Source organism: Mycobacterium shottsii, assembly GCF_010728525.1.
Lineage (GTDB): Bacteria > Actinomycetota > Actinomycetes > Mycobacteriales > Mycobacteriaceae > Mycobacterium > Mycobacterium marinum.
Window position 1 is genome coordinate 3757168 of record NZ_AP022572.1, and the last position, 13997, is coordinate 3771164.

Below are 13997 nucleotides of genomic sequence, written 5' to 3' on the forward strand. Positions count from 1 at the left end.
GGAGGGATGACGTTGTCGCCTCGACTCCCGGGCACTTGTGCGGTTGCCCGAACCGCGTTCGGCTACATGTGACGATCCGGGAGCAGCTCCTTGCCGCCGTCAAGGGCCTGCGGGGGGTAGCGGCGGCCGACCGTCTGTGCGAGGCCTGCGTGATCCTTATTGACGTTGATGCAGCCGCAATTTCGATCGTTTTCGATGGCACGAGCAGCGGCACGCTGGGATCCAGTGATATGGCGGCGCGCAACTACGACGAGCTGCAGTTCACTCTCGGGGAGGGGCCGTGTCTGGATTCTGTTGCACGGCGGATCCCGATTGCGGTTGTCGACCTCGCCGATCCAGGGGAGTTTCGCTGGCCCGCATACGGACCTGCCATGTTGGCCCACCAGATCAGAAGCGTCTACGCAATACCCGTCGTTGTGGCCGGCGAGTATGTCGGAGCTCTCGACCTCTTCCGCGCGCAGCCCGGCCACCTGTCGAGCAATGATCTGACCAGCGCGGTGGCAGCCGCTGAACTCGCAGTTGTCCCGCTGCTGGACCTGATGGATGCCGATCTGCAGGCCGCCGTCAGCGATCCCAGCGGCGGTGCCTGGGGCGAACTCAACACGCTGTGTCGTGCAGAAGTCAGCCAAGCCACCGGAATGCCTGTCGCGCAGTTGGACGTTGAACCTGCGGAGGCCCTGGTCCGGCTGCGCGCTCACGCCTACAGCACCGGCCGCAGCGCGACCGACGTGGCCCGCGACATCCTCGACCGCCGTCTGAAACTCGAGGCCGACTGATGCGCGCGGCCACACCAACAGTCCAGGAAGAAGGGCAACGTGACTGACATCCCTCGTGAACCCCGCGTGTTGGACGCCATCGTTTCGCTCGTCGACAGCCTGCTCGATGACTTCGACATCGTCGACCTGCTGACCGCACTGACGGAACGATGCACGGAGTTGCTGGATATCGCGGCCGCGGGATTTCTGCTCGCGGATCCGTTGCAGCAACTTCGGCTGCTTGCCGCGACATCGCAACGGGCCCGCGAACTCGAGCTGTTCCAGTTGCAGGCTGACGAAGGCCCATGTGTGGACTGTTATCTCAGCGGCAATCCCGTTTCGGTCGCCGACCTCGGGGCGGCCGTCGAGAGGTGGCCGAGCTTCGTTCCGGCCGCGGTCGAAGCGGGATACGCGTCCGTGCACGCCATTCCGATGCGTGCCGCCGGCATTGTCTTGGGTGCCCTCGGCTTGTTCGGCACTCGCGTCGGTGAGCTCAACCAAGCGGATCTCCTCGTCGGTCAAACGCTGACACACGTTGCATGCGTAGCGATCCTGCAGGAGCACACACCGACACCCGCCACCGTCCTGCCGCGACTTCGTACGGCCTTGACCAACCACGTCATCGTCGAGCAGGCTAAAGGGCTGCTGCGAGAGCAGCTGGGTGTGTCCATCGAGGAAGCGTTCAATCTGCTGCGCACCTACGCACGGGCCAACGGCGAACACCTGAGCAACGTCGCGCGCAGGTTGATGACCGATCGGGATTCCCGCCCGGCACTCGTGGGGGAATTCGCCGAGCTTCTTGGCGCGCCGCTATGATGGCGGGCTCAGCGGTGCCGGGCGCGGGCGCGCCGCACGGCCTCCTCCACCAACTGCTCGGCGACCACGTTTAGCTTGATGTTGTCGGTTTGGCTGATGCGGATGAGTCGTTGAAAGGCGCCGTCTGTGCTGTCACCCGAACGGCTGCGGATGATGCCGATCGCCTGATCGATGACCGCTCGGCTATCCAATGCGCGTTGCAGTCGCGTCGTACGTTCATGCGCGATGGCCAATAGCTGTGCGTTGTACACCGAAACCGCGGCTGGTTTGGCGAACCGCGACCCCAATCGGACGGCGTGCTCGGCGAACGCGTCGCGCTTCTTGGCATAGGCATTGATCGAGCCGATCAACTCGTCACCCACGATCAGCGGTAGTGCCAGCGCGGAATGCACCTGCATCCGGGCTACTCGGCCGCCGAAGTGTGGCCAACGACTGTCACTTCCGAGCGACCCACTCACAATGGGGCGCCGCGACTGCATACAGGTGATGCACGGCCCCTCGCTCAGCTCGTGGTACTGAATGGTATCGATATCATTCACGAGCAGTTCGGTGGCTGCCCAGTTTTGGACGCTGGAGATGCCACGTCGTGGGTCGATCAATGCCACACCCGCGCCATCGGCGCCGGGAATCGCCTGAGCCGCGAACTCCGCCACATCCCGGAGAAGGTCGATCACCCCTTGGGCGCCGGCCACAATCCCGGCCACCCCGTTGAGACCGGCATACAATTCGGCTTCGTCTGCTTGCAGTTGGCTAGGGGAGACCGACGCCTGCGCTGGGGCCTCGCGGCCGGGCTGGGCGTCGAAGTCGGTCAACAACACACTCCCTCCATGCGCCCTTTGTGAGTGATGAATCTACTCTTCTTCGGCTTGGCCAGAATTCAGTCGATGAGCGCCAATGTATGGGCGCGCCGTAGCTTGCCCGACGGTGTCTTGGGAACGCTCCCTGGCGCCAGCACAACCACGTTGCGGGGTCGGACGTCGACCTCGGCCACCACCTCGTGGGCTACTTCACGCTCGATACGGCGCACCTCCGCGGCATCCTCCCAACTTTTGGATTCCACTGCGACAGCGAATGTTTCGCGCGGGTGTCCGGCGTCCAGGCGAACCGCGACCGCGGAGCCGGGACGGACACTGGCGACACGCGCGGCGGCACGTTCGATGTCGGTGGGGTAGATGTTGCGACCGGCCATGATGATCACGTCCTTGACGCGGCCGCACACCACGACGTGGCCGGTCTCGGTGAGGTAGCCGAGGTCGCCGGTGTCGTACCAACCGCGGTCGTCCTGTGCCGCAACGAAACCGCCCATCGTGGCATAGCCCCGTGTCACTGGTTCACCTCGCAGGTGGATGACCCCGACGCCTCGGGCGGGCAGGACGGCCCCGTCTTCGTCGACGACGCGGGCCTCCAGCCCGTTCAGCAGCCTGCCGAGGGTGGCCAGTCGCCGGGTATTGCCCCTGTTCGCTGGGACGGCTCGGTGCAGTACGGCGAGCAAGTCGGCATCGACTTCATCGACTACGAGGCCGGTGTTGCATTCGGTGAACGACACGGCCACCGTCGTCTCGGCCATGCCGTACGCAGGCAGGATTGCCTCCGGACGTAATCCGAAGGGCTTGCCGGCTTCGCAGAGGTCTTCGACGTCAGCGGGTTCGACCTGTTCAGCACCCGACAGCGCCCAGCGCAGCGTCGACAGATCGAACTGGCCGGGCCTGGCCAGCTTGCGAAGGCGCCTGGCCAGCAGCTTGTAGGCGAAATTTGGTGCCGCGGTCATCGTGCCCTGGTATTTGTCGATGAGCCTTGCCCACAGCAGGGTGTCGCGCAGAAAGTCCATCGGGGTGACTTTGATTAACTCGGCGCCGAAAAACATTGGCACGGTTAAGAAGCCGGTCATTCCCATGTCGTGGAACAGTGGCAGCCAGCTGACGATCACGTCGGTTTCGGTGTCGACCTGCGCGCCAATGAGCATCGCCTCGGCGTTGGCGACGAAGTTGCGGTGTGTGATCTGTACGGCCTTGGGTGATCCGGTGGACCCGGAGGTCAATTGGAGCAGCGCGAGATCGTCGTCGTCGGTATCGACGGGATCGATCGGGGCACTGTCGAGGAGTTGGCCAACGATGAGTACCCGCATGTCCAGCGCAGACAACAAGGGGGCTGCGGCCATGAAGGGGTTGGAGATGACAACAACTTTGGCGCCGATGATCTTGATTACCGCGGCGGTTTCCTCCGCCCAGCGCTGTAGATCGGTTCGCGGTGTGGGCTGGTGAAGCATGGTCAGGCTGGCGCCGCGCATCCAGATGCCCTGCGCGGCCGGCGCGATCTCAACGGGCGCCCCGGCCAGCACCGGGACGGCGTCACCGCGGCCGACACCGGCCTTGGCCAAACCGGCCGCGATCCGACGCGCGCGTTCGTGCACCTCACCCCAGGTGTGCCGGACTGGACGGTCCGGCTCGCCGGTGACCATGCCCTTAAAGCTGGACTGGGCGGTGTCATACATCGTTTCGGTGAATCTGCTCAAGGCTATTCCTTAGCTCTGGCGCGGCGGTCCCGCGGTTAACAACCGATCGTGAGTCGCAGCGTTCAATGCCGCCGCGCATCCATGGCTGATGTGACGAATGCGTGGGAACCGATCCGCGATGCTGGGTTCGAGATCGCCGGCGCGCGAACAATTGCGGTGTGAAACTGCGATGACAGAGCGTGCCCCTTCACGGGCCGCCAAAGAGGGCCCGCCGCTTCGGTCGAAGCGAGGTGTCGAGCACTTCAGATGCTTTGACAATACACACTCACCTGCAAACAACGGCCGCGGCGCGCGGACCGATACGGCGCCCAAAGTGCTGCGCACGGGACTGTCCCGAAGTGCAATAGGAATGCGGCGACCCCGTAACTGTCGAATCAGCCGGGTATGGCGGGTGCGCTGCGGCAGGGACCTCTGAAGATCGCCGCCGGACGATTCCGGGTGGCTGCGGAGTCAACCACGAAAGATGATACCGCGGTGACTTGGGAAATGGCCCTGTCGCGCTCGGTGGTCCGCGACATCCCGCTGCTTGCAGTCTGTTCGAGAGCCAGGGACATCCCGCTGACCTAGGAGACGGGGCGCAAACACTGCTGACGGCACGGGGCGGCGGTCGCCAAAATCTCGAGCTTTGGGATCGACTTCGCGTTCGCGGTATCGACGCAGGTGCCCAGTCATGCCATGACCTCGACCGCGCGACGAAGAAAGACGGAAACCTAGGCGACTGTTAGTTCAGTGGCGCACGGCGTTCTCGGGAGCCCTCAAGTCGCTTCTGCCCGTGTGCAGTTGGCTTGCTCAGAGCTGGCGAGGCGGTCCTGAGCGGCCGCTAGCTCGTCGGCCCACCCATTCTCATTCTCATACCGAAAAACCCGGGGGCGCCCAACAAGGCAATCCTTCGGACGGAATCATGACGATGTCCGAGCGACCCCGGGGGTTTTCATGGCGCATCCTTAGACGGTGGTCACTCCCACTGCCTGAGGGCCTTTCGGGCCTTGAGTGATCTCGAACTCTACCCGTTGATTCTCATCAAGGGAGCGGTAGCCGTCCCCTTGGATCTCTGAATGGTGGACGAACACATCTTTTGCGCCGCCATCAGGAGCGATAAAGCCAAAGCCCTTGTCGCTGTTGAACCATTTTACGGTTCCCTGTGTCATACTTACTTCTTCCTATTTTCAAATGGGTGTAAGTTAGCCACACCCGTGGCCAACGGTAGCATGAAGTGGACGGAAAAGATAGCCGCTCTGCGTCAAGATGTTGCAAGATTGTTCGACTGCTCCATGTCCGCTCGTTGTCAACCTTTGTATTCGACCGTACCGGTGCGGTGGTGCGTCGAATTCGGTTCGCTACGAGGTGTTTGACGGGTTCATTTTCGGCCGATCAAGTCGAGATCTGCAAAAATCGCTGGTCGACGCCATATTGACATCCGAAAAACGGCGTAGCGCCATCTGCGCGAATTCCGGTGGGTTTGTCAAGATGGCTTCCCGTCGAGATGTTTGGCCAGGCCATTACGCAGACCGTCCCATGGTTGAGGCGTGGTGTTGCGCGGACTTTGGGGGCGGTGATCTTGGCTGAGACTCCTGTCAAGGTGCAACGTTGGACTGTATGTTCAGTTCACCCAGCGACGGCAATAGATCTTGCGACGCGAAGTTCAAATCCGAGTTGATGGCCTCGAAGCGCCAAGGATCTCCTATTTCTGCGGCCATATGGGCATGATCGTCAAATGCAAATATGGGAAACGTTGATGATCGGAAAGTTGATCATTCGACCGCAGTCACGATGGCCGACGGCCTTTACCGTTCAGGCGGCACCCATTTCACATTTCGACACGGCACAGCTTTTTTGCCCGAGGCGAGGGTGCTCTTGTCCGCTTTCACAATATAGCTACGCTCGATCTCGGAGATCCGTCTGAGTATGCGGCGGCCGATATCGGGGTGCGGTGGAATATCACGTGTACTAAATTTGATAAAGGCGGCGAGTTCTTCATTGTCAATCGCCATAAAACAACTTTCGAAGATTTGGAGTGTAAATAGCAATGAGATGTCCGAGGGGCCGGCAATCTCACGGGTTCGACGTCGCGTTGGGTGTCTAGGTGGGTGCTAGTCGATCGGGTAAGTAGTGTTGGCAACTCTGCCGCCGCATGTACCCGAGAAGGCTCGATCAGGGGCTATGACCGGCTCGTCCAGGTTCAGGCGTTCGACTCCTCCTGCACGGGGCGCGGCACCGGCTACAGGGGTCTTCGCGACAGTGAGTCCAATTGAGCGATGCGGCCGATAGGCCTGAAAATGGGTGTGCGTCAGCGCCATTACGACGCTCCTCTCTCGGCCACGAAACCGGCCAGATAAGTTGGTACCGGCGATGACGTGAAGCTTAATGCCACGTGCGAGGACCACCGACTTACTCGTAACGTACCTGAATCGCTGACACACCGCCAGTGGCCGGCAAGCATCACGAGAAATGCCCGTGAAGCGTCCTCGGTGCATCACGTAAAAATGCCCGCGAAACGGTCGATCCTCAGCAGGCATGGGAAGTGGGCTGTCGATGTCGTCTCGGGCCGAGATCACCGCGAAGTTCGCCAGGGCGTATGTGGGGGCGCCGAAGGCGGACAAGGGGCAGATTCTGGATCAGGTGGTGGCGGTCACCGGCTGGTCGCGTGACAACGCCAGGCGGCGGTTGAGGGCGGCGGCCGCGCCGCCGGGAGCGGGTCGGCAGGTCGCCAAACGGACTCGCCGGCAACGTAATCCGAAGTACTCCTAGGATGCGCTCAAGGTGTTGCAGAAGGTGTGGGCGGCCTCAGGCGGGCAGTGCGGCCGGTATCTGGCCGCTTCCATGGCACTTCAGTTGGATGCTCTAGAACGCCACGGCGAACTGGTGGACGGCCGTGACCGTTACGGCCCGGCGGTGCGTGCCGAGCTGTTGGCGATGAGCAGCGCCACGATCGACCGCTACCTGCGCGGCGCCAAGGCCCGCGACCAGATCTCGGGTGTGTCGACGACGAAACCCTCCCGCTGCTGCGGTCCTCGATCACCATCTGCAAAGCAGGCGATGAGGCCGAAGAATCTCCGGGGTTCTTCGAAGGCGACACCGTGGCGCACTGCGGCCCGACACTGAAAGGTGAGTTCGCCCGCACGGTCAACCTCACCGACATGCACATCGGCTGGGTGTTCACCCGCACGGTGCGCAACAACGCCCACCCCACATCCTGGGCGCCCTCAAAACCGGAATTACTAAAATCCCTATAAGGTAACGGGTTTGGACTTCGACAACGGCACCGAATTCCTCAATAAGGCGGTCATCAAGTGGGCCGCGGACATGGAGATCTTCTTCACCCGCTCACGACCCTACAAGAAGAACGACCAGGCCACCATCGAGTCCAAAAACAACCACCTCGTGCGTCGCTACGGGTTCTACTACCGCTACGACACCGACGAAGAACGCGCCGTGCTCAACCGGCTGTGGCACCTGGTCAACGACCGGCTCAACTACCTGACCCCCACCATCAAACCCATCAGCTACGGCTGCAGCCGCGACGGTCACCGCCGCCGGCTCTACGACAAGCCCCAGACCCCCCTGGACCGGCTGCTGGCCGCCGGAGTCCTCTCAGCGGCCCAACAAACAGAGCTGCTCACCTACCGCAACAGCCTCAACCCCGCCGCGATCGCCCACCAGATCGCCGACCTGCAAGCCGCCCTGCTCAGACTCGCCAAAGACAAGACCGAACAGCTCTACCTCGCCGCCATACCCGCCGCTCTACCCGCCCTCAAAGCCGGCATCCGCATCAAAAGCAAGACCACCACCTGACCCCGATTTCGCGGGCATTCCTTACCTGATGCATGAACCAGGTTTCGCAGGCATCTTGACTTGATGCATCACGGTGGCTTGCGGCTGAAGACTCGCTGACCTGGCAGTACATGGGAATTGTTGTGGGCGGACCGTGAAGTATCGAGCGCTGTCAAGAGCCGCCTGGTGGGGTTCCCTGCAGCAACGGAGCGTGGTGCCCCCACTGGGCGTTGGGGCAGGCAACTTTTCGATGCGCCCCGCACCCCACGATGTTCCGTCTGTCTACCAGGCACCTGGGTCAACTCCCGAGCCGGCAAGGCGAGCACAGTCACGACGCTGTTCGCATTCGATCGAGTTCTGTTGATTTTCCGTGTTCTTGCCTGATGGAGGTGCGTATCGGAGCGCTAGATATGGGGTTTGCTCTCTTGCGCGCCAGCCCCAAGGAGGCTGTCGACCGGCGCAGCGTTGTCGGCCTCCGCTGCGGTCATCATGATGGTGTGCGCCTGGTCGGAGCCGGCCTGAGGGGAAACCACCAGCAGGACGATCTTGTTGCGATTGAGTCCGAGGACTTCGACGGTGTTGACCGGCTGGAGGCGATATCCATCCAGTCGTACCGTTCGTCCACCGGTCGCAAATTTACTTGGCGGCAAGGACCATTCGTTCAGGTTGTAGATCACGCGGCTGATTGGTCCAAGGCGGACCGACAGCACCGAAAGCAGATCGGGCAGTTCTGTCGTGAGGTCCGCGCTGTGCGGCCACCATGCGCCGTCGACATACCCGCTCTGTGGAGCCTTGGGCTTGAGCCTCAAGCGCGGGGTGCTTTCCGGAGGGGTGTGCCGGCTGCCGACCTCGTGTTGATCCTTCTTCAGCGTCATATCGACGCTCCTGTCTCGACCGCGAAACCGGCCAAATTATTCGAATCGGCGACGACGTGGCTTGACTAGCCAGGTGCGGTCTATCGACGATGCTTCTAACACTACTCGGGTGGTCCAGCACCAATGACTACCCGCCGGTTGGTACGACCGACACACCTCCAGCGTATGGCGGGCAGTTGGTCGATCGACTCTGCAGACGGATCGCCATGAGTTGCGGCTGCCACAACTAACCAGTTCAGCGTAATCCCGCTGGAGCTTCTAGCAGGCAACACGGTGTCATAGCTATCGCAGCCGGTGGCTGTGCGCATCGGTGTTTGCCGCGGTATGGCAGGACCGCGTCTGCCGAGTGTCGTTGTTCCTACTGCGAAAGCCGCTGCTATCACACGGAAATCCACTGGGAGGAGATTGAGTTTCGGTTGCGGCGAAGCCGGGGGGATTGCCAGTCTCGACGTGGCAGCTGGGCCGGACAAGTTGGCGGGTCGCATTCACTAATGGGCGCCACCTCAGCCAGGATCACAATGGTTGCGAGTATCACCGCGGTGGCGTCGAACTTATGGATCCGGTTGGTTTCCACGCCTATGACTTGCAGAGTCTTGATACGTCCACAGCTGCGGTGCGCGCGTCGACCCCCTAGGTGGAGCCTTGAAAACTACTGCGCAGCTTGATGGTTGCCGCCCAAATGGGCTCCGGTCGTCGGAGCGTATGACGCCGTCATTCAGCGCAACCTCCGACCGCTTGCCGTGGCGTAGGCGAGGATGGGCAGGCGTATCTGCGCACCGCGGCCGGTAGGCCTTGACGCTCGTCGAGGTGCGTCGGGCAACGCACCCAGTGGGGCGTCCAGGCCCATGTTGCGCGACACGACTGAGCTGATCCTCGACAGGGATGCGCCGGCAATGCTTCGCCCTGGAAGTTCGGCGTGTTTCGCGCCAGTGATCGGAGTATGGTGAAACGCATCGGCGTTGTTTCGTGCCGGATTGCGGATTGGGTCATGTGCCAGCGTCCGCGCGACCGAAGATGGAGAACAACGCTTCCAGAGTTCGTGACGGGCCGCGTGCGGTTCAGCCTATTGTGCTTCGGCCCGTGCCGCGCGCCAGGATCGAAGGCCTTGATGTGAAAGGGAATAAGACGGCACAGCTTATCCCCATTGGAGGGTGTGCTGGTGGTTACACGATTGTCGAGAGCCGATGGGCTGTCTCTACACACACAGAGCTGGAAGGCGCCCGCGCATACGGTCACCGTGGTCGTCATTGATGCCTCGGCGAACCTCAGCCATCAACGGCTACAACAACATGTAGCCACGGCGTTGCCGCAGTTGGCACGATTTCGCAGCCGGCTGGTGACCAAGCCGCTCAACGTGGGCCAGCCCATTTGGGTCGAGATCGACGACTTCGACCCTTCTTCGCAGATTCACAGCGCTACGGTTCGCGCTCCCGGCACCCGCCGTGAGTTAGCCGACCTGATCGCGGATCTGAGCGCCGAGCGCCCGGATTGCCGTAGCGGACTCTGGGAAGCGTGGAGTATCGACGGTCTCGAAGGAGACCGGTGGGCGCTCGCGGTGAGGATGTCGCCCGTTCTCAACGATGGGGTTGGGGGAGCGGCGTCCTTGTGGCCTCGATTGTTGAGTGCGGGGCCGGATGCTGATCCGGCGATGAGAGTGTCAGCCGAGCCGAGTTTGGGCTCGGCGCCGTCGGTCGTCGGGTTGGTGACCGACGTGGTGACCGAGGTTCTCGAGAACCACCTCATTGGTATGCGCCTGATCACCGCGGCAGTGTCCGGTGTCCTGCAGTCTGTCCATGGTCGACTGCTCGAAGGCCGTACGCCGACTCGCACGGACTCGCAGCTGCCCTCGATAAGTGGGCCAGTGCCGAATACCGTGCTCAATGCGCCGTTGACCAGGCGGCGTTCGGTGGCGTTCGACACGATCCTGCTGGCAGACGTGAAGGCTGTCAGCGAAGCGTTCGGGGGCAGCGTCATCAACGTCGTTTTGGCTGCCTGCACCATGTCATTGCGTACGTGGTTGCAGCGGCACGCAAAGGTGCCGGACCATCCGCTGCTGATGCGAATGCCCTTTTCGTTGCCAGCTAAGGCTCACAGTGGTATCGGCAAAGTACTGGCTGCCGGCAGGCTTCGCATCCCCGTCCACCTCGATGATCCTGTGCAGATTCTCGCCAACCTGCATACTGCGACCGAGAGACTGAGCGCGGTCCGGGGAAAAGGGGGCGGGAGGCGCGTTGCCGCAATTGATTTAGAACTAGTTGCGTCGCTGATCCCGCCGCCTGCGGCTCACGCCGGCATGGGGCTCTACACGTATTCGGGCCTGCGACGGCGGCTCACGCCGATCTGCCATGGCAGCGTGTCCTATATTCCTCTGGATCCAGCGCTAACGTACTGTGCCGGCGGCAAAGTCGTGGGTGTGCATACTGTGGGTCCACTGGCAGAGGGAAGTGGTCTAAACATTGCGCTGACCTCCCGTGGCAAGCAGTTGGATGTCAGCGTATGCGCGTGTCCGGACAATGTGCCTGATGTTGCGGAGATCGCAGCCGGGATCTCACACGCCGTCGAACTGCTGGTGGCGGCCGCACAGGAATCTCCTCGCGGGCAAGGCCGTTCCGTCGTTACCGAGATGACGGCGCACCTCGCGAGTCACAAGCGTGACCAGACCCACTGACCAGCGGGCCGTGCTTGACGGTGTCACGTCGCGTCGAAGGGGCTGGGTGCGAGGTCCGTGTGCCGAGCTGGATGGGAGGCGGCCCGCCGTGCTGTTGCAGTACCCGTCATGATCAGCCACTGGGGGCACCGATCGTCACCGCAGTGATGTTCCAGATATCATCGCAATACTCGGCAATCGCGCGATCCGAGGAGAACTTCCCGCTGTAGGCGGAGTTGAGAATGGACTTGCGGGTCCAGCTTTCGGTGTCTTGCCAGGTGGTGCTGACTTCCTGCTGGGCGCGCAGGTTGTCGGCGTAGTCGGCATTGACCAAGAACGGATCCCGCTCGGTCAGGTTGGCGACCAGCGGCGTAAACACCTCCGGGTCAGCGCCGGAAAACGTTCCCGCGCCGATCAGCTCCAGCGCCGCGGCCAGTTCGGTGTTTTCGCGGATGTAGTCGCGGGGACGATAGCCCTTGGCAAGAACGCGCTGCACGTCCTGGACCGTCAGGCCGAACAGGAAGAAGTTCTGCGCGCCGACCTGCTCACGGATCTCGACGTTAGCCCCGTCGAGGGTGCCGATGGTCAGGGCTCCGTTCATCATGAACTTCATGTTGCCCGTGCCGGATGCTTCCTTGCCGGCCGTGGAGATCTGCTCGGAGAGGTCGGCCGCCGGATAGATCAGCTGGCCGCTTTGCACATTGAAGTTCGGGATGAACGCGACCTTCATCCGGTCGTTGACGTCGGGATCGGAGTTGACGGTTTCCGCGACGGAGTTGATCAGTTTGATGATGAGTTTGGCCATGGTGTAGCCGGGGGCCGCCTTGCCGCCGAAAATGTATGCGCGCGAGGCGATTTCCAGATTCGGATGCTGCTTGAGCCGGTGGTAGGCGGTGATGATGTGCAGCACGTTGAGGTGCTGGCGTTTGTATTCGTGGATGCGCTTGACCTGGATGTCGAAAAGCCAGTCCGGGTCAAGTGCGATACCGGTGCAGGACCGCACATAATCCGATAGCCGGGCCTTGTTGGTCCGTTTGACGGCCCGCCACCGCTGCTGAAATGCCGCATCACCGGCCAAGGGCGCCAGCTCGCTCAATCGGTCCAGGTTACGCAACCACCCCGGGCCGACTGTCTCATCGAGCAGTTTGCGCAGGCCGGGATTGGCCAGGGCAACGAACCGGCGCGGGGTCACCCCGTTGGTCTTGTTGCTGAACCGCTCCGGCCACATCTCGTAGAAGTCTTTGAGCACAGTGGTTTTCAATAGCTCGGAGTGCAGCGCCGCGACACCGTTGACCGCGTGGCTGCCCACGGTCGCCAGATGCGCCATTCGGATACTCCGGTCGCCGTCCTCACCGATCAGCGACATCCGCCGGACCCGGTTCTCGTCGCCGGGAAACCGTGCCCGTACCTCGTCGAGGAAACGCCGGTTGATCTCGTAGATGATCTCCAGATGTCGCGGCAGGAACCGCTCGAACATCGACAGGGGCCAGGTTTCGAGAGCTTCCGGCAGCAGGGTGTGATTGGTGTAGGCCAGCGACGCCACGGTGATCCGCCAGGCCTCCTCCCAGTCCAGGTCACGTTCATCGACCAGCAGCCGCATCAGCTCGGCCACGGCGATCGAGAGGTGGGTGTCGTTGAGTTGAATCGCCACGCGGTTGGGCAGCTCCTGCACGGGCAAGCTGGCGAAGTCCTCGAGCAGATGCAGGATGTCCTGCAGCGAACAGGACACAAAGAAATACTGCTGGGCCAGCCGCAGTTGTTTGCCGACTTCCGGCTCATCGTTGGGGTAGAGCACCTTGGTGACGGTTTCGGACACCACCTGGTCATCGACCGCCAGGTAGTAGTCGCCGGCGTTGAACGCGTCCAGCGCCAGTGACTGGATGGCCCGGGCGCTCCACAGCGTGAGGGTGTTGCAGGTGTTGACTCCATAGCCCTGAATGGCGTGCCGTAGTAGACGCCCTTGACCGCACGCTGGGGAATCCAGCGCACCCGGTATCTGCCCCGCTCATCGATGTAGGACTCGGTGCGGCCGCCCCAGCCGACCCGGTAGTTCAGTTCGGGTTTGACGATCTCCCAGGTATTGCCGTCGGCCAGCCAGTTGTCGGTCTTCTCCACCTGCCAGCCGTCGCGGATCTCCTGGTCGAAGATGCCGAACTCGTAGCGGATCCCGTAGCCGACCGCCGGGCGCTGCAGGGTGGCCAGCGAGTCCAAATAGCAGGCCGCGAGCCGGCCCAACCCTCCATTGCCCAGGCCGGGCTCCTCCTCGCAGGCCAGTACCTCGTCAAAGTCTTGCCCCAGCGCGGTCAGCGCGGCGCGCGCCTCCTCCTCGATCTGCAGGTTGAGCAAGTTGTTGCCCAAGTGCGGCCCGAGCAGAAACTCCGCCGACAGGTAACAGGCCACTTTGCGCGAGAGATCTAGATAGGTCTGGGTGGTCTCGATCCAGCGCTGCTGCATCCGATCGCGCACGGCCAGCGCGAGCGCCCGGTAGTAGTGCTTGGGCTCCAGCAGGGCCGCGGGACGCCCGAGCGAATAGCGCAGGTGGTCTTCGATCGCCTGACGCAGCGCATCGGATCTCATTCCGGTGCGCACATCGCCGACATTCGTGGCTGCGGTGGCCGCCT

The 13997-nt window shown here is 62.3% G+C and carries 13 protein-coding genes and 1 pseudogene; 8 read left to right on the top strand and 6 right to left on the bottom strand.

Annotated elements, in window-relative coordinates:
• Window positions 1–68: 68 nt before the first annotated feature.
• Both G6N41_RS17280 and G6N41_RS17285 read left to right on the top strand, forming a co-directional pair.
• Window positions 69–776 carry a GAF and ANTAR domain-containing protein gene (locus tag G6N41_RS17280; RefSeq protein WP_198965234.1) on the top strand — a complete coding sequence of 236 codons (708 nt, stop codon included), beginning with the start codon at window positions 69–71 and terminating at the stop codon, window positions 774–776.
• A gap of 39 nt (window positions 777–815) precedes the next feature.
• A complete protein-coding gene (locus G6N41_RS17285; RefSeq protein ID WP_198965235.1) occupies window positions 816–1571 on the top strand; it encodes a GAF and ANTAR domain-containing protein in 756 nt (251 codons plus the stop codon).
• A gap of 8 nt (window positions 1572–1579) precedes the next feature.
• Here G6N41_RS17285 and G6N41_RS17290 read toward each other — a convergent pair whose 3' ends face one another.
• On the bottom strand, window positions 1580–2383 hold the full coding sequence (locus G6N41_RS17290; protein ID WP_036455888.1) for a GAF and ANTAR domain-containing protein: 804 nt from the start codon (window positions 2381–2383) through the stop codon (window positions 1580–1582).
• 65 nt (window positions 2384–2448) lie between these two features.
• Entirely contained in the window at window positions 2449–4083 is a 1635-nt protein-coding gene (locus G6N41_RS17295; protein WP_198965236.1) for a fatty acyl-AMP ligase, read from the bottom strand.
• A 384-nt stretch (window positions 4084–4467) separates the two neighbouring features.
• Here G6N41_RS17295 and G6N41_RS17300 point away from each other — a divergent pair, with 384 nt between their 5' ends.
• Window positions 4468–4650: a hypothetical protein gene (locus tag G6N41_RS17300; protein WP_020728837.1), complete on the top strand. Its 183-nt coding sequence runs from the start codon at window positions 4468–4470 to the stop codon at window positions 4648–4650.
• Window positions 4651–5027: 377 nt separating this feature from the next.
• On the opposite strand, the gene G6N41_RS17305 is transcribed toward G6N41_RS17300, so the two are convergent.
• Together G6N41_RS17305 and G6N41_RS17310 are read right to left on the bottom strand one after the other, a co-directional pair.
• A complete protein-coding gene (locus G6N41_RS17305) occupies window positions 5028–5231 on the bottom strand; it encodes a cold-shock protein (protein ID WP_036455643.1) in 204 nt (67 codons plus the stop codon).
• Window positions 5232–5867: 636 nt separating this feature from the next.
• Window positions 5868–6074: a hypothetical protein gene (locus G6N41_RS17310; RefSeq protein WP_198965237.1), complete on the bottom strand. Its 207-nt coding sequence runs from the start codon at window positions 6072–6074 to the stop codon at window positions 5868–5870.
• A 541-nt stretch (window positions 6075–6615) separates the two neighbouring features.
• Between G6N41_RS17310 and G6N41_RS17315 the strand changes: the two genes are divergently transcribed.
• From G6N41_RS17315 to G6N41_RS17330, 4 genes are all read left to right on the top strand, one after another.
• Window positions 6616–6831, top strand: a complete 216-nt coding sequence (locus G6N41_RS17315; RefSeq protein WP_198968062.1) for a hypothetical protein — start codon at window positions 6616–6618, stop codon at window positions 6829–6831.
• Between the two features lie 72 nt (window positions 6832–6903).
• Window positions 6904–7185, top strand: a complete 282-nt coding sequence (locus G6N41_RS17320; protein WP_198965176.1) for a hypothetical protein — start codon at window positions 6904–6906, stop codon at window positions 7183–7185.
• A complete protein-coding gene (locus tag G6N41_RS17325) occupies window positions 7161–7316 on the top strand; it encodes a hypothetical protein (RefSeq protein WP_198965232.1) in 156 nt (51 codons plus the stop codon). The genes G6N41_RS17320 and G6N41_RS17325 overlap by 25 nt, the downstream gene beginning before the upstream one ends.
• 10 nt (window positions 7317–7326) lie before the next feature.
• The gene (locus G6N41_RS17330) at window positions 7327–7875 is read left to right on the top strand and encodes a hypothetical protein (RefSeq protein WP_231608476.1); all 549 of its coding nucleotides are present in this window, start codon (window positions 7327–7329) and stop codon (window positions 7873–7875) included.
• A gap of 383 nt (window positions 7876–8258) precedes the next feature.
• Here G6N41_RS17330 and G6N41_RS17335 read toward each other — a convergent pair whose 3' ends face one another.
• On the bottom strand, window positions 8259–8729 hold the full coding sequence (locus tag G6N41_RS17335) for a DUF5994 family protein (RefSeq protein ID WP_198965238.1): 471 nt from the start codon (window positions 8727–8729) through the stop codon (window positions 8259–8261).
• Between the two features lie 1153 nt (window positions 8730–9882).
• Between G6N41_RS17335 and G6N41_RS17340 the strand changes: the two genes are divergently transcribed.
• On the top strand, window positions 9883–11397 hold the full coding sequence (locus G6N41_RS17340) for a wax ester/triacylglycerol synthase domain-containing protein (RefSeq protein ID WP_231609024.1): 1515 nt from the start codon (window positions 9883–9885) through the stop codon (window positions 11395–11397).
• Between the two features lie 112 nt (window positions 11398–11509).
• Here G6N41_RS17340 and G6N41_RS17345 read toward each other — a convergent pair.
• Window positions 11510–13953: pseudogene (locus G6N41_RS17345) on the bottom strand (glycogen/starch/alpha-glucan phosphorylase).
• Window positions 13954–13997 lie beyond the last annotated feature (44 nt).